The organism is Streptomyces sp. JHA26 (genome assembly GCF_002005565.1).
In the GTDB taxonomy this organism is placed as follows: domain Bacteria; phylum Actinomycetota; class Actinomycetes; order Streptomycetales; family Streptomycetaceae; genus Streptomyces.
Genome location: NZ_BDJC01000013.1, coordinates 100952 through 127871 on the forward strand (window position 1 = coordinate 100952; position 26920 = coordinate 127871).

18 protein-coding genes and 1 pseudogene are annotated in these 26920 nt (G+C 70.6%); 8 read left to right on the top strand and 11 right to left on the bottom strand.

Translation table 11 applies throughout. From position 1 onward, the window contains the following. Positions 1-165: 165 nt before the first annotated feature. Positions 166-627 (top strand): annotated as a pseudogene (locus JHAT_RS11130) (rhomboid family intramembrane serine protease); the annotation flags it as partial. 47 nt (positions 628-674) lie between these two features. Here JHAT_RS11130 and hemE read toward each other — a convergent pair. Continuing rightward, positions 675-1742 (bottom strand): uroporphyrinogen decarboxylase, encoded by a 1068-nt coding sequence (gene hemE / locus JHAT_RS11135; protein ID WP_077797933.1) that lies wholly within the window; start codon positions 1740-1742, stop codon positions 675-677. A gap of 184 nt (positions 1743-1926) precedes the next feature. On the opposite strand from hemE, the gene JHAT_RS11140 reads away from it, so the two are divergent. The 5 genes from JHAT_RS11140 (at position 1927) to JHAT_RS11160 (ending at position 8637) form a co-directional block, all read left to right on the top strand. Continuing rightward, complete coding sequence (locus JHAT_RS11140; protein ID WP_077797934.1) at positions 1927-2604, top strand: DUF3000 domain-containing protein; 678 nt, start codon at positions 1927-1929, stop codon at positions 2602-2604. A gap of 380 nt (positions 2605-2984) precedes the next feature. After that, complete coding sequence (locus tag JHAT_RS11145) at positions 2985-3647, top strand: response regulator transcription factor (protein ID WP_077797935.1); 663 nt, start codon at positions 2985-2987, stop codon at positions 3645-3647. Positions 3648-3787: 140 nt separating this feature from the next. Beyond that, positions 3788-5080: a ribonuclease D gene (locus JHAT_RS11150; protein WP_171990836.1), complete on the top strand. Its 1293-nt coding sequence runs from the start codon at positions 3788-3790 to the stop codon at positions 5078-5080. A 213-nt stretch (positions 5081-5293) separates the two neighbouring features. Continuing rightward, entirely contained in the window at positions 5294-6511 is a 1218-nt protein-coding gene (locus JHAT_RS11155; RefSeq protein WP_077797937.1) for an acetyl-CoA C-acyltransferase, read from the top strand. Then, on the top strand, positions 6508-8637 hold the full coding sequence (locus tag JHAT_RS11160) for a 3-hydroxyacyl-CoA dehydrogenase NAD-binding domain-containing protein (protein WP_077797938.1): 2130 nt from the start codon (positions 6508-6510) through the stop codon (positions 8635-8637). Before JHAT_RS11155 ends, JHAT_RS11160 begins: the two co-directional genes overlap by 4 nt. A 298-nt stretch (positions 8638-8935) precedes the next feature. On the opposite strand, the gene JHAT_RS11165 is transcribed toward JHAT_RS11160, so the two are convergent. Then, positions 8936-9952 (bottom strand): hypothetical protein, encoded by a 1017-nt coding sequence (locus JHAT_RS11165; RefSeq protein WP_077797939.1) that lies wholly within the window; start codon positions 9950-9952, stop codon positions 8936-8938. Positions 9953-10020: 68 nt separating this feature from the next. Between JHAT_RS11165 and JHAT_RS11170 the strand changes: the two genes are divergently transcribed. Continuing rightward, on the top strand, positions 10021-10395 hold the full coding sequence (locus JHAT_RS11170; RefSeq protein WP_077797940.1) for an NTP pyrophosphohydrolase: 375 nt from the start codon (positions 10021-10023) through the stop codon (positions 10393-10395). A gap of 72 nt (positions 10396-10467) precedes the next feature. On the opposite strand, the gene JHAT_RS11175 is transcribed toward JHAT_RS11170, so the two are convergent. The 9 genes from JHAT_RS11175 to ngcE all read right to left on the bottom strand — a co-directional run bounded on the left by JHAT_RS11175 (position 10468) and on the right by ngcE (position 22574). Continuing rightward, positions 10468-11979, bottom strand: a complete 1512-nt coding sequence (locus JHAT_RS11175; RefSeq protein ID WP_077797941.1) for an amino acid permease — start codon at positions 11977-11979, stop codon at positions 10468-10470. A 136-nt stretch (positions 11980-12115) separates the two neighbouring features. Beyond that, positions 12116-14047: a 1-deoxy-D-xylulose-5-phosphate synthase gene (gene dxs / locus JHAT_RS11180; protein WP_077797942.1), complete on the bottom strand. Its 1932-nt coding sequence runs from the start codon at positions 14045-14047 to the stop codon at positions 12116-12118. Positions 14048-14288: 241 nt separating this feature from the next. Continuing rightward, positions 14289-15584: a sugar ABC transporter permease gene (locus JHAT_RS11185; protein WP_077797943.1), complete on the bottom strand. Its 1296-nt coding sequence runs from the start codon at positions 15582-15584 to the stop codon at positions 14289-14291. Continuing rightward, positions 15581-16372, bottom strand: a complete 792-nt coding sequence (locus tag JHAT_RS11190) for an ATP-binding cassette domain-containing protein (RefSeq protein WP_171990837.1) — start codon at positions 16370-16372, stop codon at positions 15581-15583. Before JHAT_RS11190 ends, JHAT_RS11185 begins: the two co-directional genes overlap by 4 nt. A 182-nt stretch (positions 16373-16554) precedes the next feature. Continuing rightward, a complete protein-coding gene (locus JHAT_RS11195) occupies positions 16555-17658 on the bottom strand; it encodes a sugar ABC transporter substrate-binding protein (protein ID WP_171990839.1) in 1104 nt (367 codons plus the stop codon). Between the two features lie 133 nt (positions 17659-17791). Beyond that, entirely contained in the window at positions 17792-19003 is a 1212-nt protein-coding gene (locus JHAT_RS11200) for an ROK family transcriptional regulator (protein WP_077797946.1), read from the bottom strand. 184 nt (positions 19004-19187) lie between these two features. Beyond that, positions 19188-20111 carry a carbohydrate ABC transporter permease gene (locus tag JHAT_RS11205; RefSeq protein ID WP_077797947.1) on the bottom strand — a complete coding sequence of 308 codons (924 nt, stop codon included), beginning with the start codon at positions 20109-20111 and terminating at the stop codon, positions 19188-19190. Positions 20112-20113: 2 nt separating this feature from the next. Then, entirely contained in the window at positions 20114-21040 is a 927-nt protein-coding gene (locus JHAT_RS11210) for a carbohydrate ABC transporter permease (protein ID WP_077797948.1), read from the bottom strand. 85 nt (positions 21041-21125) lie between these two features. Then, complete coding sequence (gene ngcE, locus JHAT_RS11215; protein WP_077797949.1) at positions 21126-22574, bottom strand: N-acetylglucosamine/diacetylchitobiose ABC transporter substrate-binding protein; 1449 nt, start codon at positions 22572-22574, stop codon at positions 21126-21128. A gap of 498 nt (positions 22575-23072) precedes the next feature. Here ngcE and JHAT_RS11220 point away from each other — a divergent pair, with 498 nt between their 5' ends. Next, on the top strand, positions 23073-26816 hold the full coding sequence (locus JHAT_RS11220; protein ID WP_077797950.1) for a GH92 family glycosyl hydrolase: 3744 nt from the start codon (positions 23073-23075) through the stop codon (positions 26814-26816). The last annotated feature ends 104 nt before the right edge of the window (positions 26817-26920 follow it).

Below are 26920 nucleotides of genomic sequence, written 5' to 3' on the forward strand. Positions count from 1 at the left end.
GGCAAGCCCTGAGCCAAGGAGCGAGACCTTCCGAAGGGGCGGGTGAACCAGCGAACGCTGGCTCTGCTGTCACGTCCCACGGTCAGCGAGGCGGGGACTCCGACTCGCCACATGCTGGCTACTTGCTGACCTGGGGCTCACCCAGCATGCCTTTGACCTGCGGGGATGTCCACCCTTCGGATCTTCGGCAACAACGTCGAGGACCGCATGGGCCACCTGCGCTACCTGCTGTTCTACGGCGTGTGCGGCTACGCGTCCGCATACGGGTTCGCCCTCACGAACCCCTCCTCGACCACTCCCCTGATCGGTGCCTCCGGGGCGATCGCCGGCGTCCTCGGCGCGTACCTGGTGCTGTACCCGAGGGCCCGCGTCTGGGTCCTCGTCCCCTTCCTGATCTTCCTGCCGCTGCGCCTGCCCGCCTGGATCGTCCTGGGCCTGTGGTTCGTCCTCCAGGCGTTCTACTCCGCCGGCCAGGGCGTCTCCGACGCCGGCACCGTCGCCTACGTCGCCCACGTGGTGGGATTCGCGGTCGGCATGCTCCTCGCCTGGCCGCTCAAGCCCGGCACTCCCCCACCGCCGGAGCCCCGCGGCATCCTCTTCGGACGGCGGGCGCGACCGGGCTGGTAGCGGGACCGGGGCACCGTGAGGCGCCCCGCGCGGGTGGTGGGCGAGGGTCAGCGGGCGGTCTGCGTGTGGACGTACTCCACGAGGCGGGTCAGCGCGTCCGGGTCGGTGGCCGGCAGGACACCGTGGCCGAGGTTGAAGACGTGGCCCTCCAGGCCCGCCGCCGCGTCCAGGATCTCGCGGGTCTTGGTCTCGACCGCCTCCCGGCCGGCGAAGAGGACCGCCGGGTCCAGGTTGCCCTGGAGCGCCTTGCCGGGGCCGACGCGGCGGGCCGCCTCGTCCAGCGGGACGCGCCAGTCGACGCCGACGACGTCCGCGCCGGCCTCGCCGAGGAGGCCGAGCAGCTCGCCGGTGCCGACGCCGAAGTGGATGCGCGGCACGCCGGACCCGGCGACGGCCTCGAAGACCTTGCGGGAGGCGGGCAGCACCGAGCGGCGGTAGTCCGCGGGGGACAGCGCACCGACCCAGGAGTCGAAGAGCTGGACGGCGCTCGCGCCCGCGTCGATCTGCACCTGGAGGAAGGCGGCCGTGATGCCGGCGAGGCGGTCCAGCAGGTCGGCCCACAGCTGCGGGTCGCTGTACATGAGGGCCTTGGTGTGCTCGTGGTTGCGGGACGGGCCGCCCTCCACGAGGTAGCTGGCGAGGGTGAACGGCGCGCCCGCGAAGCCGATCAGCGGGGTGGCGCCGAGCTCGCGGGTGAGCAGGCCGAAGGCCTCGGTGACGTAGGTGACGTCCTCGGGGGTGAGGTCGCGCAGCTGTGCCAGGTCCGCGCGGGTGCGGATCGGGTTCGCGATGACGGGGCCGACACCCGGCTTGATGTCGAGGTCGATGCCGATGGCCTTGAGCGGGACCACGATGTCGCTGAAGAAGATCGCCGCGTCCACACCGTGCCGGCGCACCGGCTGGAGGGTGATCTCGGTGACCAGTTCCGGCCGCATGCAGGACTCGAGCATCGGGATGCCCTCGCGCACCTTCAGGTACTCCGGCAGCGAGCGGCCGGCCTGCCGCATGAACCACACGGGCGTGTGCGGCACCGGCTCACGCCGGCACGCCTTGAGGAAGGCGGAGTCGTACGTGGCGGTCGGCTGCTTGCCCGCGGGGCTCTGATTGGCACTCACAGCGGCAAGTCTCGCATGTCCGCGGGGCCGCGCCCGTCCCCGGGTGCCAGCACGCGGGGACGGGGCGCGCACACCCCCGCCGGGGTCCCGACGCGCCCCCGCGATACCACGTGATCCGGACATCGCGCCCGCACGCGGGTGTCCCTCCCTGCGCCGGGGCGCCGTTCCGCTTAATCTTCCCCGCATGGCTGCGGCTCAGGGACGACTGTCGGACGACGCTGGCGGAATGGACGAACCGAAGGACGCCGAGGGGGGCGTGCGGCAACCGGGCGGCGGGGCACCGCCGCCGTTCACGGCCGCCGTCGACGCGCTCAGGACCGCGCGGCTGCGGCCGCAGGTCGAGGTGGAGCCGACGCGCGCGCCGCAGCGGCTCGCGCCGTACGCGTACGCGCTGGAGGCCGCGGTCGTCGACGGTGACGAGGACCTGGCCGACGGGCGTCTGGTGCTGCTGCACGATCCGGCCGGCCACGACGCCTGGCGGGGCACCTTCCGGCTGGTCACCCTGGTGCGTGCCGAGCTGGAGCCGGAGATGGCCGCGGATCCGCTGCTGCCGGACGTGTGCTGGTCCTGGCTCACGGGGTCCCTCCAGGCGCGCGGCCTGGCCTACGGCGAGCCCAGCGGCACCGTCACGCGGGCGAGTTCCCACTACTTCGGCGGGCTGTCGGCGCGTCCGCCCGCCTCGCAGATCGAGATCCGGGCGTCCTGGACGCCCCGCGAGGGCCTGGGCGGGGTGCCGGACACCGCCGCCCACCTCGCGTCGTGGTGCGACCTGCTGGCCCAGGTCGCGGGGCTGCCGCCGGCCGGTCCGGGCGACGCGTCGGTCGTCACGCTGCCGCAGCGGCGCGGACCGCAGTCCCGCTAGGACCGCGGTCCCGCCAGGACCACGATCTCGCCGGGTCCGCGGTCCCCCCGGGTCCACGGTCCCCCCGGGTCCACGGACCCGGCCGGTCCGCGGACCCGTCGGGAGCGGATGCCGGCCGATCACGTCGTGGACGCGCGCCGAACCTTCGGTCACTTTGTCGATACGGCCACTTTCGGCCTCGTATCGACAGAGAGCGAAACCGTTCGATCTTCGAATGATCGACCGCGTGTCCGAATTGCTCGGATTGTTACTCACCAGATCGTGATCATTCTCTAAAGGCGGACGGGTTCGGTGCCGAAGACGACTGTGACCTTGAAAGCACGGTTCGTCCCGGCTTCGTCCCCCAGGAGCCGGTCCCGTCCCGCACCCCAGGAGGCCTGGTGTCCGTTCTCCTCGAGCAGCCCGCAAGCCTGGTCGCCTACCGCCCGAACAAGCCGACCGCCATGGTGGTCGTGGCCGACCCGCGCGTCCGTTCCACCGTCACCCGCCATCTCTGGGCGCTCGGTGTGCGCGATGTCATCGAGGCCTCGTCCGTCGCGGAGGCTCGTCCCCGCATCGGCAACCCCCGCGACATCTGCGTCGCAGACGTCCATCTCCCCGACGGCTCCGGCCTCACCCTGTTGTCCGAGACCCGCGCCGCGGGCTGGCCCAACGGGCTCGCCCTGTCCGCCGCCGACGACATCGGCGCCGTCCGCAACGCCCTCGCCGGCGGCGTCAAGGGCTACGTCGTCACCGGCACCCGTACCAACATCGGGCTCCCCACCCGGCCCGGTGCCGCCCCCATCGGCGGCGCCGCCGCCCGACTGCACCGCCGCCCCCCGGGCGCCCCGAGCCACCCGGGCGGCTACCGCGAGCTCTCCGGCCGCGAGGTCGAGGTGCTGCGACTGGTGGCGGAGGGCCAGTCGAACAAGGCGATCGGCGTCTCCATGGGCCTGTCCGCCCTGACCGTCAAGAGCCACTTGGCCCGCATCGCCCGCAAGCTCGGCACGGGCGACCGCGCCGGCATGGTGGCGGTGGCCCTGCGGACCGGCATCATCCACTGACCTTCCCGAATCCCGTCCACCCCCGACCGCTTCCCCGCGAGCCCGTCTTCTACCGACCTGACCGGTTCACGACCCACCCGGCGTCCGCCGACGGAACGTTCCGTCGGCGGACGCCGGGCATACACCGATACCCTTGACCGGTGACCGAGGCCCACGAAACCGCAGCAGACCGTTCCCTGCGAACCACCGGAGGCGCCCCTCCGGACGACGCCGGATCTTCTGCGGATCAGGCGCCGACCCCCTTGCTCGAACCACGCGAGGGCGTTCCGCCGGTGATCGCCGACGCGGCCGCCCTCGCCGAGGTGACCGCCGCCTTCGCCGCCGGCAGCGGCCCCGTCGCCGTCGACGCCGAGCGCGCCTCCGGCTACCGCTACGGCCAGCGCGCCTACCTGGTGCAGTTGCGCCGCCAGGGCGCGGGCACCGCGCTCATCGACCCCGTGGCCTGCCCCGACCTGTCGGAGCTGGGCGCGGCGATCTCCGGGGCCGAGTGGGTGCTGCACGCGGCCACCCAGGACCTGCCCTGCCTGCGGGACATAGGGATGGTCCCCACCCGCCTCTTCGACACCGAGCTGGCCGGACGGCTCGCCGGCTTCCCCCGGGTCGGCCTCGGCGCGATGGTCGAGAACGTGCTGGGCTTCGTCCTGGAGAAGGGCCACTCGGCCGTCGACTGGTCGACCCGCCCGCTGCCCGAGCCGTGGCTGCGCTACGCCGCCCTCGACGTCGAGCTCCTCGTCGACCTGCGCGACGCGCTGGAGAAGGAACTGGACCGGCAGGGCAAGCTGGAGTGGGCCCGGCAGGAGTTCGACGCGATCGCCTCGGCTCCGCCGGCCGAGCCCCGCAAGGACCCGTGGCGCCGTACGTCCGGCATGCACAAGGTGCGCCGGCGCCGGCAGCTCGCCGTCGTCCGGGAGCTGTGGCAGACCCGGGACCGGATCGCCCAGCGCCGGGACGTCTCCCCCGGCAAGGTGCTCGGGGACGCGGCCATCGTGGAGGCCGCGCTCGCCCTGCCGGCCAACACGCACGCGCTCGGGTCGCTCGGCGGTTTCGGGAGGATGAACCGCCGTCAGCTGGAGCAGTGGCAGGCCGCGGTCGACCGGGCCAAGGGCCTCGCGGAGTCGCAGCTGCCCCAGCCGGGCCAGTCGGTGACCGGTCCCCCGCCGCCGCGCGCCTGGGCCGACAAGGACCCGGCCGCCGCCGCCCGGCTGTCCGCGGCGCGGGCGGGGGTGACGGCGCTGGCCGAGGAGCTGAACATGCCGCAGGAGAACCTGATCACCCCGGACACCGTGCGCAGGGTCTGCTGGGAGCCGCCGAAGCCGGCCGACCGGGACTCCGTGGCCGCGGCCCTCACCGCGCACGGCGCCCGGCCGTGGCAGGTGGAACAGGTGACGCCGGTACTGGTGGCGGCCCTGGCCCGGGAGGCCGGGCAGGCCTGACGGACGGGGGCGGGGCGCGGGGCCGTTCCGGCGGCGCCCCGCCCCCGCCGGCACCGCCGACGGGGTGATGTCCGCCCGGCTGCGGGTGTGACCTTCACCGCTTGGGGCGGGGGGACTGGGCAGCTACGTTACTCATAAGTAGCATGAACCTGAGCGCGCGCTCAGCGCGCCGCAGCAGTGCAGTGCCATCCCGCACCCTGGAGGAGAGCCATCGTGCCTCGTACCGTCAGGGACGTCGTCTTCGTCGACGGCGTCCGCACCCCGTTCGGCAAGGCGGGCCCGAAGGGCATCTACCACGAGACCCGCGCCGACGACCTGGTCGTGAAGGCGATCCGGGAGCTGCTGCGCCGCAACCCCGGTCTCGACCCCAAGAAGATCGACGAGGTCGCCGTCGCCGCGACCACGCAGATCGGTGACCAGGGCCTGACCATCGGCCGCACCGCCGGCATCCTGGCGGGCCTGCCCACCTCGGTCCCGGGCTACTCGATCGACCGCATGTGCGCGGGCGCCCTGACCGCCGTCACCACGGTGGCCGGCTCGGTCGCCTTCGGCGCGTACGACGTCGCGATCGCGGGCGGTGTCGAGCACATGGGCCGCCACCCGATGGGCGAGGGCGTCGACCCGAACCCGCGGTTCGTCAGCGAGAAGCTGGTCGACGAGTCCGCCCTGTTCATGGGCATGACCGCCGAGAACCTGCACGACCGCTACCCGAGCATCACCAAGCTGCGCGCCGACGAGTACGCCGTGCGCTCCCAGGAGAAGGCCGCCAAGGCGTACGCCAACGGCCAGATCCAGGCCGACCTGGTGCCGATCTCGGTGCGCCGCACCAGCCCCGAGGGCGGCGAGACGGGCTGGGGCCTGGTCACCGCCGACGAGCCGATGCGCCCGGGCACCACGCTGGAGAACCTGGCGGGCCTGAAGACGCCGTTCCGCGTGCACGGCCGGGTCACCGCGGGCAACGCGGCCGGTCTGAACGACGGCGCGACCGCCTCCCTCATCGCGAGCGAGGACTTCGCCCGCGAGAACGGCCTGCCGGTCAAGATGCGCCTCGTCTCGTACGCCTTCGCGGGCGTCGAGCCGGAGGTCATGGGCTACGGCCCGATCCCGGCCACCGAGAAGGCCCTCGCCCAGGCGGGTCTGTCCATCTCGGACATCGGTCTGTTCGAGATCAACGAGGCCTTCGCCGTCCAGGTCCTCGCGTTCCTGGAGCACTACGGCATCGCCGACGACGACGCGCGCGTCAACCAGTACGGCGGCGCCATCGCCTTCGGCCACCCGCTGGCCTCCTCCGGCGTCCGCCTGATGACGCAGCTGGCCCGCCAGTTCGAGGAACAGCCGCACGTCCGCTACGGCCTGACCACCATGTGCGTCGGCTTCGGCATGGGCGCGACGGTCATCTGGGAGAACCCGCACTTCGAGGGGGACAAGTGAGCACCACCGCAGAGCTGCTGAAGGGTGCGGCCGAGCTGTTCCCCGGCGAGGTCGTCACGCAGGCGCACGTACGCCACTTCGACCTGCCCCTGGGCGCCGGGCGCTTCGCGCTCATCACCCTGGACAACGGTCACGACCACACCAAGCCGACCACCCTCGGCCCGCAGTCGCTGGCGAACATCGACGCCGCGATCGACCAGGTCGAGAAGGAGGCCGCGGACGGCGACATCGTCGGCGTCGGCGTCACCGGCAAGCCGTTCATCTTCGCGGTCGGCGCCGACCTCAAGGGCGTCGAGCTGCTGAAGCGGCACGAGGACGCGCTGGCCATCGGCAAGGGCGGCCACGACGTCTTCAAGCGCCTCGCGAAGCTGGCCGTGCCGACCTTCGCGTACTACAACGGCGCGGCCATGGGCGGCGGCGTCGAGATCGGCCTGCACTGCTCCTACCGCACGGTGTCGGCGGCGCTCCCGGCGTTCTCGCTCCCCGAGGTCTTCCTCGGCCTGGTCCCCGGCTGGGGCGGCTGCACGCTGCTGCCGAACCTGATCGGCGCCGACAAGGCCGTCTCGGTCATCATCGAGAACAGCCTCAACCAGAACAAGCAGCTCAAGGGCAAGCAGGTCTACGAGCTCGGGATCGCGGACGCGATCTTCGAGGGCGCGGACTTCCTGGAGCAGTCGCTGCTCTGGACGGCGTCCGTCCTCAAGGGCGAGATCGCCGTCGAGCGTCCGGCGATCGACCGCGGTGAGGCCTGGGACCAGGCCGTCGCACGCGGCCGGTTCGTCGCGGACTCCAAGGTGCACGGCGCGGCCCCGGCCGCCTACCGCGCCCTGGACATCATCGCCGCCGCCAAGAACGGTGACCTCCAGCAGGGTTACGACGCCGAGGACCAGGCCCTGGCCGACCTCATCATGGGCGGCGAACTGCGGGCCGGTATCTACGCCTTCAACCTGGTGCAGAAGCGCGGCAAGCGCCCCGCCGGCGCCCCGGACAAGTCGCTGGCCCGGCCGGTCACCAAGGTGGGCGTCGTCGGCGCCGGCCTGATGGCCAGCCAGCTGGCGCTGCTCTTCCTGCGCCGCCTGGAGGTGCCGGTCGTCCTCACGGACATCGACCAGGAGCGCGTCGACAAGGGCGTGGGCTACGTCCACGCCGAGATCGACAAGCTGCTCGGCAAGGGCCGTGTCAACCAGGACAAGGCCAACCGCCTGAAGGCCCTGGTGACCGGCGTCCTGGACAAGGCCGAGGGCTTCGCGGACGCCGACTTCATCATCGAAGCGGTCTTCGAGGAGATGGGCGTCAAGCAGAAGGTGTTCGCGGAGGTCGAGGCGGTCGCCCCGGCGCACGCGATCCTGGCGACGAACACGTCCTCCCTGTCGGTGTCGGAGATGGCGTCGAAGCTGCAGCACCCCGAGCGGGTCGTCGGCTTCCACTTCTTCAACCCGGTCGCGGTCCTGCCGCTGCTGGAGATCGTGCGCGGCGAGCGGACCGACGACGCCTCGCTGGCGACCGCGTTCGCGGTGGCCAAGAAGCTGAAGAAGACGGCCGTTCTCGTCAAGGACGCCCCGGCGTTCGTCGTGAACCGCATCCTGACCCGCTTCATGGGCGAGATCCAGAACGTCATCGACGAGGGCACGCCGGTCGAGGTGGCGGAGAAGGCGGTGGAGCCGCTCGGTCTGCCGATGTCCCCGCTGGTCCTGCTGGAGCTGGTCGGCCCGGCGATCGGCCTGCACGTCTCGGAGACGCTGCACGGCGCGTTCCCGGACCGCTTCACGGTCTCCCCGAACCTGAAGGCGGTCGTCGAGGCGGGCAAGCGCGGCTTCTACGTCTACGACAGCGGCAAGCCGGAGCTCGACCCCGAGGTCGCCGCGCTGCTGAAGCAGGGCGACACCGTCCTGACGGAGGAGCAGGTCCGGGCCCGCGTCCTGGACGCGGTGGCGCAGGAGATCGGCCTGATGCTCGACGAGGGCGTCGTCGCCGAGGCCCAGGACATCGACCTCTGCCTGATCACCGGCGCCGGCTGGCCCTTCCACCTGGGCGGCATCACGCCGTACCTGGACCGCGAGGGCGTCGCCGAGCGGGTGAACGGCAAGCGGTTCCTGGAGCCGGGCGTGGCGAGCGTTCCGGCGTAACGGGACATCCCTGGCACAAGGGGGTGGGCCGCACGGTGACGATCCGTGCGGCCCACCCCCTTCGGCCGTGTGGGCGCCGACAGGATCTCCTCGCCTCTCCGGCCCCTCGTTCGTACGGCTCTCCGCGCCCGGCCGTCGGGTCCGGCCGCGTGCGGTCGCCCTGTCGAGGAGTTCCCGGGGCGTCCGGCCGCCGCCCGCCCGGACGGGGACGTACGGTCCCCCACCGGTCCCGCCTGGCTCCGGCGCCCCGCCCTCTTCCCGGGGTTTCCCGGCCGGGAAGGCGGGGGCTCCGCTTCCGTCAGACCGCCTGCCACGCCGTGAGCGCCAGCCCCGGCTCGTCCTTGCGGCGGGCCAGCAGGAGCTGTCCCGTCGACGGTGAGAGGACCGCCGCCACCACCCGGTCGTCGGCGTCCAGGGCGAGGGAGACCTCGGCGTCGGCGGGCAGGTGCGGCCCGGACTCGGTCCACCAGGCGCCCGCCGACTCCTGCTCGGCGGGGTACGCCGCGAAGGCGACCCGGCCGGAGGGCGTGCACTGGGCCAGCAGCGTGCAGTCGTGGCCGTCGAGTTCGCAGCGGACGGCCGCGACCGGGCCGGGGCCCGCCGCGGGGAGCAGGGACACGGGGTCGGCGCCGGGGCGCCAGGCGCAGAGGGTGCCGGACGCGTCGGTGAAGAACAGCGTGGTGTTCTCGTCGGAGGTGGCCAGGGCGCGCAGGGTGCCCGGGCGGACCTCGGCGTCCACCGTGTCCGCCATCCGGGGGTCGGTCCCGGGTTCGTCCTGGCACCAGTGCACGATCTTTCCGGGGCGGGACGCGTACACCTCGATGCGTCCGGCCCTGCCCGCCACCGCGACGGGGGTGTCCTGGAGCTGGGCGCTCTTGAGGTCACGCCACGGGCCCCAGCCGCCCTTCTGTTTCTGGGCCCGCATGCTGAGTCCGCCGCCGTTGTTGCGTACGAAGAGGTGCGCGCGGCCCTGGTCGTCGACCGCGACGACGGGCTTGCTGGTGCGGTCCCCCTTGCCGTTCGGATGGCCGACGGGATCCCAGTCCAGGGCGGCCAGCAGCGGCCGGAAATGGGTGGAGTGCACCAGTCCGGACTCGCCGGGCGTCGTGGGACGCCAGGCGACCAGGTGTGCGTAGGAGTCGGCGCCCTGGCCGACCGCCAGGCCCGGGTGCAGCCGCTGGTCCCCGCCCATCCTGCGCGGGGCGGTCCAGGCACCGCCGGGTACCTGTTCCGCACGGCACAGGACAGCGTCCTGGGTCACCAGATAGACGCTGAGTCGGCCGTCCCGGCCGCGTATGAGCCACTCGCCGTTCACCTGATCATTTTATGACGCGGTCCGCCGGCCCGCTCCGGCCGGGTGGGTTTGCGTGCGACCCTGGCCCCATGAACGACAGCGGCCCCCTCCTCGTGATCGTCGACGGCGCGAACGTCGTGGGGTCCGTGCCCGACGGATGGTGGCGGGACCGGCGCGGGGCCGCGGAGCGGTTGCGCGACCGGCTGGCGGCGGACGGGGTCCCGGGCCGTCCCGGCCCGGTGGAGGTCGTCCTCGTCGTCGAGGGCGCGGCCCGCGGTGTGGACTCCGTACCGGGCGTACGGGTGGAGGCGGCGCCGGGCAGCGGGGACGATCACATGGTCGAGCTGGTCGCACGGGCCGGCGACCGTCCCGTCCTGCTGGTGACGGCGGACCGTGAGCTGCGCCGCCGGGTGACGGAGCTGGGCGCGGAGGTGGCGGGCCCCCGGACGCTCAGGCCGGCCTGACGACCGGCGCGGACGGCCGGCGCGGGCCGGGATACCGCGCGCAGGGCGTACGGCCGCGCGTGCACGGCGTGGTCACCGGGTGCTGCGGCCCGGTGGTTCGGCCGGGGCCTCCTCGCCGCGGGCCATGCGGCTGTGGGTGCGGCCGTAGAGGAAGTAGACGACGAAGCCGATCGCCATCCAGACGCCGAACCGGACCCAGGTCTCGGCGGGCAGGTTCAGCATCAGCCACAGCGAGGCGGCCACCGACACGATCGGCAGCAGCGGGACCAGCGGGGTGCGGAAGGCACGCGGCAGGTCGGGGCGGGTGTGGCGCAGGATGATCACGCTGATCGCGACGACGACGAAGGCGAACAGGGTGCCGATGTTCACCAGCTCGGCGAGCTCGCTCAGGCTGGTGAAGCCCGCGACGATCGCGATGATCACGCCGAGCAGGATGGTCGGCCGGTACGGGGTCCGGAACCTCGGGTGGACCACGGAGAAGAAGCGCGGCAGCAGTCCGTCGCGGCTCATCGCGAAGAACACCCGGGTCTGGCCGAGCAGCAGGATCATGCAGACCGTGGTCAGGCCGATGGCGGCGCCGAAACTGATCACGCCGGAGAAGAAGGGGTGCCCGGTCGACTTGAACGCGTCGGCGAGCGGGGCGTCGACCGACAGCTTGGAGTAGTGCTGCATGCCGGTGACGACGATCGAGACGGCGACGTACAGGACGGTGCAGATGAGCAGGGAGCCGAGGATGCCGCGGGGCATGTCGCGCTGCGGGTTCCTGGTCTCCTCGGCGGCCGTGGCGACGATGTCGAAGCCGATGAAGGCGAAGAAGACGACCGACGCCGCGGTGAAGATGCCCATCACGCCGAAGTTGGACGGCGCCCACCCGAACATCAGCTGGATCAGCGGGGAGTGCAGGCCCCCGCCCGCCTCGACGGGCTGCGGCTTCGGGACGAACGGGTCGTAGTTGGCGCCGTTGACGAAGAAGGCGCCCGCGATGATCACGATGAGGACGACGGTCACCTTGATGGCGACCACGATGGTGGTGATGCGGGCCGACAGCTTCATGCCGAGCACGAGGATGCCGGTGAGCACCAGCACCAGGGCGGCGGCGAGGATGTCGAAGCCAAATCCGTCGGCTCCCTCCCGGCCGCCGAGGGCCTCGGGGAACTGCCAGCCGGCGTTCTCCATGAACGAACGGATGTAGCCCGACCAGCCGACGGCCACCACCGCCGTGCCGAGCGCGAACTCCAGGACCAGGTCCCAGCCGATGATCCAGGCGGGCAGTTCGCCGAGCGAGGCGTAGGAGAAGGTGTACGCGGAGCCGGCCACCGGGACCGTGGAGGCGAACTCCGCGTAGCACAGCGCGGCGAGCGCGCACACGACGCCGGCGACGACGAAGGCCAGGGCGACGGCGGGCCCGGCGTTGTTCTTGGCGACCGTGCCGGTCAGCACGAAGATGCCGGTGCCGATGATGACACCGACGCCGAAGACGGTCAGATCCAGCGCGGACAGGGACTTCTTGAGCGCGTGCTCCGGTTCCTCCGTGTCCTGGATGGACTGCTCGATGTTCTTGGTCCTGAAGAGACTGCTGCTCACGGGTACCTCCGACGCTTGTCGGCCTCGACATGATCGTGAGGGGGCGTAGTGCGTATGCCCGGGCGTGAGCGGATTCACGCGGATGGGCAGGTTTCACCACCGCAACGAGTGGAGAACCTGCCCGTCCGGCTCTCCCTCAGTCGCGCGCGGCCTCCATCGGGTCCACCTCGGCACCCGGGCGCTCGTACCGTCCGTCGAGCTTGGCCACCAGGCCGGTGACCTGGCGGGCGATGTCGGGCGCGGTGAGCCCGATCTCGGCCAGGACCTCGGCGCGGGAGGCGTGGTCGAGGAAGCGCGGCGGGATGCCGAAGTCGCGCAGCGGTACGTCGACGCCCGCGTCGCGCAGGGCCTGGGCGACGGCGGAGCCGACGCCGCCCACGCGCGAGTTGTCCTCGACGGTGACGACCACGCGGTGCCGCTCGGCGAGCGGGGCCATGGCCTCGTCGACGGGCTTGACCCAGCGGGGGTCGACCACGGTGGTGGTGATGCCCTGCTTGTTCAGCAGATCGGCGACCTCCAGGCACATCGGCGCGAGGGCGCCGACGGAGACCAGCAGGACGTCCGGGGTGTCGGTGCCGGGGGCGCGCAGCACGTCCATGCCGCCGACGCGGCCGACGGCGGGCACGGCGGGGCCGACGGCGCCCTTGGAGAAGCGGACCACGGTCGGCGCGTCGTCCACCTCGACGGCCTCGCGCAGCTGGGCGCGGACCTGGTCGGCGTCGCGCGGGGCGGCGAGCCGGAGGCCGGGGACGACCTGGAGGATCGACATGTCCCACATGCCGTTGTGGGAGGCGCCGTCGGTGCCGGTGATGCCGGCCCGGTCCAGGACGAAGGTCACGCCGCACTTGTGCAGGGCCACGTCCATCAGCACCTGGTCGAAGGCGCGGTTGAGGAAGGTGGCGTACACGGCGAAGACGGGGTGGACGCCGCCGTGGGCGAGGCCGGCCGCGGAGACCGCGCCGTGCTGCTCGGCGATGCCGACGTCGTAGACGCGGTCGGGGAAGGCCTTGGCGAACTTGTCGAGGCCGACCGGCTGGAGCATGGCCGCGGTGATGGCGACGACGTCCTCGCGCTCCTCGCCGATCTTCACCATCTCGTCACCGAAGACGGAGGTCCAGTCGGCGCCGGAGGTGGAGATGGGCAGGCCCGTGTCGGGGTGGATCTTGCCGACGGCGTGGAAGCGGTCGGCCTCGTCCGCCAGGGCGGGCTGGTAGCCGCGGCCCTTCTCGGTGAGGCAGTGCACGATGACGGGGCCGCCGAAGCGCTTGGCGCGGGTGAGGGCGGACTCCAGGGCCTCGATGTCGTGGCCGTCGATGGGGCCGACGTACTTCAGGCCGAGGTCCTCGAACATGCCCTGCGGGGCGATGAAGTCCTTCAGGCCCTTCTTGGCGCCGTGCAGGGTGTCGTAGAGGGGGCGGCCGACGACCGGGGTGCGCTCCAGGACCTCCTTGGTGCGGGCCAGGAAGCGCTCGTAGCCGTCGGTGGTGCGCAGGGTCGCCAGGTGGTTGGCGAGGCCGCCGATGGTGGGGGCGTAGGAGCGCTCGTTGTCGTTGACGACGATGACGAGGGGGCGGTCCTTGGCGGCGGCGATGTTGTTCAGCGCCTCCCAGGCCATGCCGCCGGTGAGCGCGCCGTCGCCGATGACCGCGACGACGTGCCGGTCGTCGTGCCCCAGGACCTGGTTGGCCTTCGCGATGCCGTCGGCCCAGCCGAGGACGGTGGAGGCGTGGCTGTTCTCGATGACGTCGTGCTCGGACTCGGCCTGCGAGGGGTAGCCGGACAGGCCCCCCTTCATCTTCAGCCTCGAGAAGTCCTGACGGCCGGTGAGCAGCTTGTGCACGTAGGACTGGTGACCCGTGTCCCAGAGCACCTTGTCGGTCGGGGACTCGAAGACGCGGTGCAGGGCGAGGGTGAGTTCCACCACGCCGAGGTTGGGGCCGAGGTGGCCGCCGGTCTTGGAGACGGCGTCGACGAGGAAGGTCCGGATCTCCTCCGCCAGCCGGCCCAGCTCTTCCAGGCTGAGCCGGTCCAGATCGCGCGGTCCCGTGATGCGGGTCAGCAGCGGCACCCGTGCCTCCTTGAAGTAGAGCTGTTGCCGGGCTCGTCGAGTCTAATGTTCCGTTCCGGCGGAACGTGTCCGGGCGGTGCGTCGTACATCACGCGTTCAGCCGTACCCACGGGCGGACCCTTTCACGTCCTCCGGTCCGCTCCCCGGCGCCCGCCGGGGACGGGCGCGAAAGCGGTCCGCCCGCCCGCCCAGGGCTCAGCTGGGCGGGCGGGCGGACCGTCGTGGGCCGTGCGGGCGGCCGCTACGCGCGGCCGGCCGTCTTCTGCGTCTTGCGGGTGACCGCGTCGATGACGACGGTCGCCAGCAGGACGCCACCGGTGATCATGTACTGGACCGGGGAGGCGATGCCCTGCAGGGCGAGGCCGTACTGGATCGAGATGATGACCATCACACCGAGCAGCGCGTCCCAGGTGCGGCCGCGGCCGCCGAAGAGGGACGTGCCGCCGATCACGGCCGCGGCGATGACGTTCATCAGGAACTCGCCGGTGCCCGCGCCCTGGTTGGCGGAGGCGATCTTCGAGGCGACGAAGAGGCCGCCGATCGCGGCGAAGGTGCCGGCGATCGCGAAGACCGAGATGCGGACCAGGTCCACGTTGATGCCGGCCCTGCGGGACGCCTCGACGCTGCCGCCGAGCGCGTAGATCTTGCGGCCGTAGGCGGTGCGGCGCAGCACGAAGTCCGTGAGCGCCAGGAACGCCAGGAAGATCACCACGGCCAGGGGCAGGCCCTTGTACTGGTTGAAGACGATCGCCACGGCGAAGGCCAGCACGGCCAGCAGCACCGTGCGCACGATGATCTCGCTCAGCGGCCGGGACGGCACCCCGACGGCGGCACGGCGGCGGTTGTCGAAGAACGCGGTGAGGAAGTACCCCGCGGTCACGACGATCGCCAGGCCGTAGGCGGCGGCCACGTCGCTGAAGTAGTAGCTGGTCAGCTGGGCGACCACGCCGTCGGCGTCCAGGTTGATGGTGCCGTTGCTGCCGAGGATCTGCAGCATGAAGCCCTGCCAGAACAGCAGGCCGGCCAGGGTGACGGCGAAGGCCGGCACACCGATCTTCGCGAAGACGAAGCCGTGGAGCGCGCCGGCCACGGTGCCCGTGAGGACGGCCAGCACCAGGGCCAGTATCTCGTTCATGCCGTGCGTGACGCTCAGCACCGCGAAGGTGGCGCCGGCGACACCGCTGACCGAGCCGACCGACAGGTCGATCTCGCCGAGCAGCAGCACGAAGACGATGCCGACGGCGATCATGCCGGTGCCGACCATGGCGACCGACATGTCGGAGAAGTTGCCGGCGGTGAGGAAGTTGGAGTTCAGGCTGGTGAAGATGGCCCAGATGATCAGCAGGCCGACGACGACCGGGAGGGACCCGAGGTCACCCGCCTTCATCTTCCGCTTGAACTCGCCCACATAGCCTGCGAAACCCTGTTCGCGCACCAGCAGCCGGGGGTCGACCGTGGGGACCGCGGCGGAGGCGGCCTCGGGGTTCTCGACCGCGGGCTCCCCCGCGGGGGTGGTGGAGGTCTTGTCGATGCTCACTTCTTGATCTCCCCATTGGTGCGCGCCGCACGACGGGTCACGGCGTTGTCCGTGGCGCCCGTGATGGCGGAGATGATCTCTTCCTGCGAGGTCGACTTGACCTCGAAGACGCCGTTGTTGCGGCCCAGACGCAGGACGGCGACCTTGTCGGCGACCGCCTTGACATCGGCCATGTTGTGGCTGATGAGGATGACGGCGTGGCCGCGCTCGCGCAGCCGCTCGACCAGGTCGAGGACCTGCGCGGTCTGCTCGACGCCGAGGGCGGCGGTGGGCTCGTCCAGGATGACCAGCTTGGGGTCACCGAGCATGGAGCGGGCGATCGCCACGACCTGGCGCTGACCGCCGGAGAGCGAGGCGATCGGGATGCGGACGCTGGGGATGCGGATGGACAGCGTGTCCAGCAGCTCGCGCGAGCGGCGCTCCATCTCCACCTCGTCCAGGACGCCGCGCTTGCGCAGCTCCCGGCCGAGGTAGAGGTTGCCGACGACGTCGATGTTGTCGCACAGCGCGAGGTCCTGGTAGACCGTCGCGATGCCCAGGTTCTGGGCGTCGTGCGGCCTGTTGATGGTGACGGCCTTGCCGTCCCACTCGATGGCGCCCTCGTCGATCGGGTGCACGCCGGCGATCGTCTTGACCAGCGTGGATTTTCCGGCACCGTTGTCGCCCACCAGGGCGACCACCTCACCGGCGTGGACCTCAAGCTCTACGTCGGTGAGCGCCTGGACGGCACCGAATCGCTTGGAGACCCCGCGCAACGCCAGCACGGGCGTAGCGGACACGTGAACCATCTCCTTCGCCGCCTGACCCGGCGGGAGGTTGTGCAGAACGACTGGGTGGGGGGCGGGTGACACCCGCGGGGTGTTCCGTCCGGCGCCCCGCGTAGCTTGCGGGGCTGATGAGTGCGGGGCGCCGGAGGAAGCTGCGTGCCGCCGGTCCCGTACGCGCTCGGCGGGCACGGGGGCGGGGCCGCCTACTTCAGGCCGGCCTTGTCGCAGGCGGCCTTGTAGTTGCCGGCGCAGATCTCGTCGAGGGTGTAGAAGCCCTCCTTGATGACGGTCTCCTTGATGTTGTCCTTGGTCAGCGAGACGACCGGGACGAGCACCGTCGGAACGCCCTTGGTGGTGGCGCTGTCGGACTTGCTCGTGGCGAGGGAGTCGAGCGACTTGCCCTGGGCGAGGGCGACGGCCATCTCGCCGGCGACCGCGGCCTCCTGCGGGTAGGACTTGTAGACGCTCATGTACTGCTCACCGGTGAGGATGCGCTGCACGCCCGCGAGCTCGGCGTCCTGGCCGGTGACCGGGATGTTGCTGATGCCGGCGGCCTTCAGGGCGGTGATGATGCCGCCCGCCATGCCGTCGTTGGCGGAGTAGACGCCGACGATCTTGTCCTTGCCGAGGGCGGAGATGGCGCCTTCCATGTTGGAGTTGGCGTTCTCCGGCTTCCACTCCTTGGTGTCGTACTCGCGGCCGACCTTCACCTTGCCGTCGAGCACGGAGTGGGCGCCCTCCTTGAACTGCTTGGCGTTCGGGTCGGTGGAGGAACCGTTCATCATGACGATCTGGCCGTCCTTGGCCTTGTCGCCCAGCGCCTTCAGCAGGGCCTCGCCCTGGGTCTTGCCGACGGTCACGTTGTCGAACGAGGTGTAGGCGTCGATCGGGCCCTCGGCCAGGCGGTCGTAGGCGACGACCGGGATGCCCTGGTCCTTGGCCTTCTTGACCGAGCCGGCGATGGCCTTGGAGTCCACCGCGTCCACGATCAGGACGTCGACCTTGTTGGTCACCATCGTGTCGACCTGCTGCGCCTGCAGCGTGGCGTCCTGCTTGGCGTTGGCGTAGACGACCTCGCCCTTGTTGTTCGTGAGCTCCTTGACCTTCTTCTCGATCAAGGGCTTGTCGAACTTCTCGTAGCGCGCGGTCTGGTTCTCGGGAAGGAGCAGACCGACCTTGATGGCGTCGCCCTTCTTGGCGGCGGAGTCGGACGAGTCCGCCTTGTCGCCGGACTCCTTGGCGCTGCCACAGGCGGCCAGCGAGACGGCCATCGCGGTGGTGGCAACGGCGACGGCGGCACGACGCATACGCGTGTTCACTTCAGAAACCTCCCTGACGAGGCCGCGTCGTTGCGGCCGAGGTGGCTGGAAGTCAACTCGGCCACACGTGCGACGTCAAGAAGTAAATCCTTAACGAGATGGCAACGGTGCCATCCGTTCTCTAAGTGAAGGCAGGAGCCGCCACGGGCAGGGCGCCGTTCACGGTTCCGTCCAAAAGCGTCGAATCGCCCATCTCGCTGAGGGCCAGGGCGAGCGCGCCGAGGACCTCCGCACGGCCGCCAAGTGCCCCGGGGAGAACGGAGAGTTGACGCGCCGCGCTGGGGATGGCGTAGCGGCCGACGGACTCCCTTATGGGGCCCAGCACCAGCTCGCCCGCCTCGGCCAGGTCGCCGCCGAGGACCACGCGGCTCGGGTTGAGCAGGTTGCAGAGATTGGCGACCCCGCTGCCGATGTGGCGGCCGACGTCGGCGATCACCCGGCGGCAGCCCGGGTCGCCGTCCCGCGCCAGCCGCACGACGCCCTCCATCGTCAGCTCCGTGCCGTGGCTCGGCTGGAGCAGCGGGAGCACGTAGCGTGCGGATGCGAAGGTCTCCAGGCAGCCGCGGTTGCCGCAGCGGCAGACGGGACCGGCCTCGTCCAGCGTGATGTGCCCGATCTCCCCCGCGGTGCCGCCGGGGCCGCGGTAGATCTTGCCGTTGATCACCAGACCTGATCCGACACCGCTGGCGACCTTGATGTACGCGAGGTCGCGCACGCCCCGGCCGCTGCCCCAGACCAGCTCGCCCAGGGCGCCGAGGTTGGCGTCGTTGTCCACGTGCACGGGCACGCCGAGCCGCCCCCGCAGCTCCTCGGCGGGCCGGGTGCCGCCCCAGCCGGGGAGGATGGCGGTCGAGCCCAGTGTCCCGGACTCCACGTCGATCGGGCCGGGCACGCCGAGGCCCACGCCGGCGACCTTGGAACGGTCGACGCCGGTGGCCTCGATCAGCCTGCTGACCAGCTGTTCCGCCCGGTCGAAGCCCTGCGCCGCGGACGCGTCGACGTCCAGCGGCTCGGACTCCTCGGCGAGCACCTGGTGGGCGAGGTTCCCGACCGCGACGCGCAAATGCGTGTGCCCGAAGTCGACGCCGATGACGATGCCGGCGTCCCCGCTCAGCGAGACGCTGCGGGCCCGGCGGCCGCCCGCCGAGGTGGGTGTGACCTCGACGGTCCCGCTGTCCTTCAGTTCCCGGACGATGTTGGAGACCGTCGCCGCGGACAGGCCCGTCGTCCTCGCGATCTCCGCCTGCGTGAGCGACCCGGCGAGCCGTACCGCTCGTACGACCCGTTCCAGGTTGGCTCGGTGCAGCGACGACTGCGACCCGGGAGTCTCCACGACGACCTCCTGCGCGCGGGGCCGCTTCGATGAGGCCCCGTCCATGTCCAACTAGTGAACTCTAAGCTGAGCCGTTCGGGTCGCCTCCCGTCAAGAGGTTGAACCGCATCCGGGTGCCCCGCGCACGCACACGCATGCCGCCCCCGGGGCTCCGGGAGCGGCATGCGCGAGGGTCGGCGGGAGGTTACTTCAGGGCGCCCGCCGTGAGCCCCTGGACCACCTGGCGCTGGAAGACGATGTACGCGGCCAGCACCGGCAGCATCGCCATCACCAGGCCCGCGAACAGTCCCGACCAGTCACCCTTGTAGCCCTGGCTGACCGCCAGTTGGACCAGGCCCTGGGTGAGGACGTGCTTGTCGGGGTCGGTGTTCAGCACCGTGGGCAGCATGTACTGGTTCCACTGCCCCAGGAAGTTGAAGATCCCCACGCTGATCAGGCCGGGCTTGGCCATCGGCAGCATGATCTGGAAGAACGTCCGGGTGTGGGAGGCCCCGTCCACGAACGCCGCCTCCGCCACCGAACTCGGCAGGGTCCGGAAGAACCCGGTCAGGAAGAACACCGTGAAGGGCAGCGAGTAGGCGATGTAGACCAGGATCAGCCCGTGGATGGTGTTCAGCAGCCCCATGTTGTCCACCACGTAGAACAGCGGGACCAGCGCGAGCATGATCGGGAAGCTCATGCCGCCGATGAACAGGTAGTAGATGAACCGGTTGCCCGGGAAGTCGAAGCGGGCGAGCACGTAGGCCGCCATGGAGCCGAGCACCAGGGTGCCGATGAGCGAGCCGCCGACCACCAGGACGGTGTTGAGGAAGTAGTCGCCCATGTGGGCCTGGGACCAGGCCCGCGACCAGTTGTCGAAGTTCAGCCTGTCGGGCAGTGACCAGGGCGAGCCGAAGATCGAGGCGTCGTCCTTGAAGGAGGTCATCACCGCCCAGACCAGCGGCATCCCGACCATGATCGCCCAGATGACGAGGACGCCGTGGGAGAAGACGTTGAGGGTGGCGCCCTCCTTCTTCCCTCCGTCGGGTCCGCCGGGCGGGGCCTCGGTCTTGCGGACGACGGGGCCGGACTCGGCCGGTACGGGCGCGGGGGTCTCGGTCGTCTTCATGATCAGAACTCCAGCCGCTCGCGCCGGCCCAGCCGCATCACGACGGCGGCGAAGGCCAGCGTGACGACGAGCAGGGCGACGCCGATCGTGGTGGCGTAGGCGGCCTGACCGTCACGGAACGCCTTCTGGTACACGTACAGGACCATGACGGTGGTCGAGTAGTCGGGGCCGCCGGGACCGGTCGTCATGATCTGTACGACCGCGAACGACTCGGCGCCGAGCGCGAGGATGCCCATGTAGACCCAGCCGGACTGCACGGTGTCCCACAGCAGCGGCAGGGTGACCTTGAAGAAGGTCGTGGCGCGGTTCGCCCCGTCCAGCAGCGCGGCCTCGTACAGCTCCGCCGGGATGGACGCCATGCCCGCGGAGAACAGGACCACGAAGAAGCCGACCGTGGACCAGACGAGCACCGCCATCACGCACCACAGCGCCAGGTTCGGGTCGCCCAGCCACAGCGGCTGGACCGATTCCAGGCCGATGCCGCGCAGCAGCGAGTTGATCGCGCCGCTGTCCGGGTTGTACGCGAACGCGAACAGCAGGGCGACGATCGCGATGGACAGGACCTGCGGGAAGAAGTAGACGATCTTGTAGAAGCCGGAGCCGCGGACACCGGTGATCACCGGTCCGCCGCGGCGGTGGCGTCCGCCCACGTTGATCATGAAGGCGAAGAACAGCGCCAGGCCGAGTGTCACCAGCGGCACCAGCAGGGCGAACATCACACTGTGCTGCAACGACTTCCAGAAGATGTCGTCGTCGAGCATCCGCGAGTAGTTGTCGAAGCCGACCATCGTGAACTCGGGACTCAGTCCCGTCCAGTCCGTGAACGAGTAGTAGATGGACTGGATGAACGGCCAGACGACGAAGAGCGCGTACAGCCCCAGGGGAACCGCCAGGAACCCCACGATGAACCGGTACTTGCCGTGCTGCATTGCTACCGACCCCGATCTGCGCGCGGGTGGCGCCGCCGGGGCCCGGCCGGCGAGGGGCTGCCGGCCGGGCCCTGGTGACGCGTCCTCACTGGTGCTTGTAGTGCTTGATCGAATCGTCCTTGGCCGCCTCGTCGGCGTAGCCCTGGATCTTCTTGATCGCCTCGGCCGGGGTGAGGCGGCCGGCCATCATCTCGCCGAGTCCGCCGACGCCGATCTTCTCCTTCTGGAGCTGCACGTACCAGTCCTGCAGACGCGGGTTCACCACGTTGGTGCCCGCCAGGTCCAGCGCCGCGACACCGGACTTGAGGCCCGGGGTGAGCTCGATGCCCTCGGTGCCGCCGTTGTACGCGGTCAGCGACTTCACCTTGGACGTGAAGTTCTTCGAGGACGCCTCGCCGAGCATGATGCGCAGCTGCTCCATGCCGCCGGCGCCGTTGGCCGCCTTGGCCGGGACGATGAACGGCTCGCCGCCGGAGGCCCAGATGGTGCCGAACGGCATCTTGTCGGAGGAGTCGATGCCGGGCGGAGCCGAGACGGAGAGCTGGAAGTCGGCGGGGATGACCTTCGCGGACTCGTTCTCCACCCAGGAGCCGTTCGGGATGAACAGGGCGTCGCCCTTGGCCCACGCGGTCTGCGACTGGATGTGGTCCAGGCCCGGGGTGCCCTTGAGGACGTAACCCTTCTTGTAGAGCTCGTACCAGGCCTCGAAGACGGTCTTGACCGCGGGGTGCTTCCAGGCGTTCGGCTCGAGGTTGTCGATGGCGTCGAGCACCTCGACGCCGCCGACCTTGCCGATCATCGGGTACATCGAGAAGGGGATGTAGTACGGGTACTTGCCGGCGTAGGTCCAGCCGGCCATGCCCTTCTTCTTGGCCTTCTCGCAGACCGCCAGCATCTCGTCCCAGGTCTTCGGGTACTCGGCGTCGAGCGAGTCCAGGGCCTTCTGGGAGTACCAGTTGCCGTAGACCGTGTAGGCGTAGTAGAGGATCCAGACCTTCTCGCCGTCGAACTGGCCCATCTCCACGATGCCGGGGCGCAGCGTGTCGCGGACCTTCTTGTTCGGGTCGTCGTAGGACGGGGCGTCCAGCAGCGGGGTGAGGTCGGCGAGCTGGTTCTTGCCGACCAGGACGCCCATGTCCATCTGCTCGGCGCCGGAGTTGTCGACGAGGTCCGGCGGGTTGCCGCCGTTGAAACGCGGCTGCAGCGTCGACTGGATCTTCTGGGTGGCGCTGAACTTCACCTTGGCGTCGGGGAAGTTCTTCTCGTAGACCTTGACGGCGTCCTCGGCGTACTCCTTGCCGAAGCCGCCGTCGAAGAGGACGAATTCCATCTGGGCGGTCTCGTTGACGGCCAGGGGGTTCTTGGCGGTCTTCTTGCCGGACTCGGCCTTCTTCTGGTCGTCCCCGCCGCCGCTCGCGCACGCGGACAGGAAGCCCATGGCCGGAACGGAGATCAGGCCGAGTGCGGCGGACCGCTTGATCAGATCGCGGCGGCCGACGCCCGTTCGGTTGTTCTCGGCGGAAGTGGATCCCATGCTCAAGTCCTCGCCTTCTCCAGGACTCAGGCGGTGAACCGGATCCTCCCCGGCACCGCGATCGGGTCACGCTGGGTCGTGCAGGAAGTACGGGTACTGCTGTACGGGTACTGCTGTACGGGCGCCTTGGCGGTGTGCTTGCGCGGTTCCCCCCACGGATCCCCCGGTGGCCGACAGGTATAGTCCACTTCCCGTCGACGGAGCAAGATCGAATGCATGGTTCCCGGCACGTCTTTTCCGAGTTGAGACCTGGCGGAAATGCGGGCGGACCGCGTGCCCCCCGAAGGAAATCCCACGGACACCGGGCCCGGACGCCATAACCAACACCCTTGACACCACTGGCCTCTTCACGCCCTACTGTTCCTTGCGCTGCGAATCTGACAACGTTGTCCATTTCCTCGGAAAGCGCTTCCGGGGAGCGCAGGGAGGTACTGGGGCGTGCGATACGGAGTTCGGCACAGATGGGGCCCGGCGGTCGTACTGACGACCGCCCTGGCGATGGCGGTGGGTTCACAGGGGGCCGCGGTCGCGCTGCCCGCGGCACCCGCCACCGCCGATCGGGAGTTCGCGTCCTCGTTCGAGGCGGATGACCCGGTTCCGGACTGGCTCAACACGGTGGAGACCACCCCCGACGGCAGCAAGCGCGCCGCGGGTGTCGACGGCGGCTACAGCACGGGCATACCGGGCAACGTCACCGACCATGTCACCGGCGTCCGGGCGAGCGACGAGAACACCGGCGGGGGCGAGGTGAAGGAGAACCTCGTCGACGGTGAGCCGAGCACCAAGTGGCTGACCTTCGAGACGACCGGCTGGGCCGAGTTCGACCTGGACAAGCCGGTGAGGATCACCCGGTACGCGCTCACCTCGGCCAACGACCACGACGAGCGCGACCCGGCCGACTGGACGCTCCAGGGCTCGGCGGACGGCGAGAGCTGGCGGACGCTCGACAGCCGCACCGGGCAGTCCTTCGACGAGCGGTTCCAGACCAAGACGTACGACCTGGCCGAGGCGGCCGAGTACCAGCACTTCCGGCTGGAGGTCACGAAGAACAACGGCGGGGACATCCTCCAGCTCGCCGACCTGCAGCTGTCCACCGGTGACAGCGACACGCCCGTCCCCCAGGACATGCTCTCGCTCGTCGACCGCGGCCCGAGCGGCTCGCCGACCGCCAAGGCGGGCGCCGGCTTCACCGGCAAGCGCGCCCTCAGGTACGCCGGCCGGCACACCGGGGAGGGCCGGGCGTACTCGTACAACAAGGTCTTCGACGTCGACGTGAAGGTCGATCGCCGCACCGAGCTGTCGTACCGGATCTTCCCGTCGATGGCCGACGGCGACCGCGACTACGACGCCACGAACGTCTCCGTCGACCTGGCCTTCACCGACGGCACCTACCTGAGCGACCTCGGCGCCACCGACCAGCACGGGTTCCCGCTGACGCCGGCCGGACAGGGCGCCGCGAAGGTCCTCTACGTCAACCAGTGGAACGCCGTCGAGTCGGGCATCGGCTCCGTCGCGGCCGGCAAGACCGTCGACCGGATCCTGGTGGCGTACGACTCCCCCAAGGGCCCGGCCAAGTTCCGCGGCTGGCTGGACGACGTGGCCATCAGGCCCGCCCCGCCGGAGCGCCGCGAGGCCCATCTGTCCGACTACGCGCTGACCACCCGCGGCACCAACTCCAGCGGCAGCTTCTCGCGCGGCAACAACATCCCGGCGACCGCCGTGCCGCACGGCTTCAACTTCTGGACGCCGGTGACCAACGCCGGCTCCCTGAGCTGGCTCTACGACTACGCCCGCGGCAACAACGCGGACAACCTGCCGACGCTCCAGGCGTTCAGCGCGAGTCACGAGCCGAGCCCGTGGATGGGCGACCGGCAGACCTTCCAGGTGATGCCGTCCGCCGCCTCCGGCACCCCCGACACCGGCCGGGAGGCGCGCGAGCTGGCCTTCCGGCACGAGAACGAGACCGCCCGGCCGTACTACTACGGGGTGCGCTTCGAGAACGGCGTCAAGGCGGAGATGGCGCCGACCGACCACGCGGCGATCATGCGCTTCACCTACCCCGGTGACGACGCGAGCGTCATCTTCGACAACGTCACCGACCAGGCCGGCCTGACCCTGGACAAGGAGAACGGCACCTTCACCGGCTACTCGGACGTCAAGTCCGGCCTGTCCACGGGCGCCACCCGCCTCTTCGTCTACGGCGAGTTCGACCGGAAGGTCACCGGCGGCGACTCGGCCGGCGTCAGGGGCCACCTGCGCTTCGACGCCGGCAAGGACCGCACGGTCACCCTGCGCCTGGCGACCTCGCTGATCGGCGTCGACCAGGCCGAGGACAACCTGCGCCAGGAGATCCCGAAGCGCACCTCCTTCGACAAGGTCCGCAAGGACGCCCGGAAGCAATGGGACCGCATCCTCGGCAAGGTCGAGGTGGAGGGCGCCACGCGCGACCAGCTGACCACCCTGTACTCCAGCCTCTACCGGCTCTACCTGTACCCGAACGCCGGCCACGAGAAGGTCGACGGCGCGTACAAGTACGCCTCGCCGTTCCAGGCGATGCCGGCGGCGGACAGCCCGACGCACACCGGCTCGAAGATCATGGACGGCAAGGTGTACGTCAACAACGGCTTCTGGGACACCTACCGGACCACCTGGCCCGCGTACTCCTTCCTGACGCCGTCCACGGCCGGTGAGCTGGTCGACGGCTTCGTGCAGCACTACAAGGACGGCGGCTGGACCTCGCGCTGGTCCTCCCCCGGCTACGCGGACCTGATGACCGGCACCTCCTCGGACGTGGCGTTCGCGGACGCCTACGTCAAGGGCGTCGACTTCGACGCGAAGGCGGCGTACGACGCGGCCGTCAAGAACGCCACCGTGGTGCCCCCGTCCTCGGGCGTGGGCCGCAAGGGCATGGCCACCTCGCCGTTCCTCGGCTACACCAGCACCGAGACGCACGAGGGCCTGTCGTGGGCGCTGGAGGGCTACCTCAACGACTACGGCATCGCGAGGATGGGCGAGAAGCTCTACGAGGAGACCGGCGAGAAGCGGTACCGGGAGGAGTCCGCGTACTTCCTCAACCGCGCCCAGGACTACGTCAACATGTTCGACGCGAAGGCCGGCTTCTTCCAGGGCAAGGACGCGGCGGGCAACTGGCGCGTGGACTCGGAGAAGTACGACCCGCGCGTGTGGGGCTACGACTACACGGAGACCAACGGCTGGGGCTACGCCTTCACCGCCCCGCAGGACAGCCGGGGCCTGGCCAACCTCTACGGCGGACGCAAGGGCCTCGGCGACAAGCTCGACGAGTACCTCGCCACCCCGGAGACGGCCTCCCCGGAGTTCGTCGGCTCCTACGGCGGGGTCATCCACGAGATGACCGAGGCGCGGGACGTGCGCATGGGCATGTACGGGCACTCCAACCAGGTCGCCCACCACGCCCTGTACATGTACGACGCGGCCGGGCAGCCGTACAAGACGCAGAAGAACGTCCGCGAGGTGCTCCAGCGCCTGTACACCGGCAGCGAGATCGGGCAGGGCTACCACGGCGACGAGGACAACGGCGAGCAGTCGGCCTGGTTCCTCTTCTCCTCGCTGGGCTTCTACCCGCTGGTGATGGGAAGCGGCGAGTACGCCGTCGGTTCCCCGCTGTTCACCAAGGCGACCGTCCACCTGGAGAACGGGCGGGAGCTGGTCGTGAAGGCCCCGAAGAACAGCACGCGGAACGTCTACGTGCAGGGTCTGAAGGTCAACGGCAAGCGCTGGAACTCCACTTCGCTCCCCCACTCGCTGCTGGCCAAGGGCGGCGTCCTGGAGTTCGACATGGGCGCGAAGCCGTCCTCGTGGGGCACCGGCGAGGACGCGGGGCCGGTGTCGATCACCCGGGACGACCGGGCGCCGACGCCGCGTGAGGACGCGCTGTCCGGCGACGGGGCGCTGTTCGACGACACGTCGGCGACGGACGCGGCGGTGACGTCGGTGGACCTGCCGGTGTCCGACGAGGGCGTCAGGGCGGTCCAGTACACCCTGACGTCGTCGGCGGACCGGACGAAGGCCCCCGCCGGCTGGGTGCTCCAGGGCTCGTCCGACGGCACCACCTGGCGGACCCTGGACCGGCGCTCCGGCGAGTCCTTCGCCTGGGACCGGCAGACCCGGGCGTTCTCGGTGAAGTCGCCGGGGACGTACACGAAGTACCGCCTCGTCCTCGACGGCGAGCACACGCTGGCGGAGGTGGAACTGCTGGCGTGAGCGGGGCTTGAGGGCGACGGGTGCGGGCCGGTGGCCCGCACCCGTCGCCCTCGCGTGTCGCACGTTCCCCGGTGGTGGCGGACGCACCCCGGACGAGCCCGAGG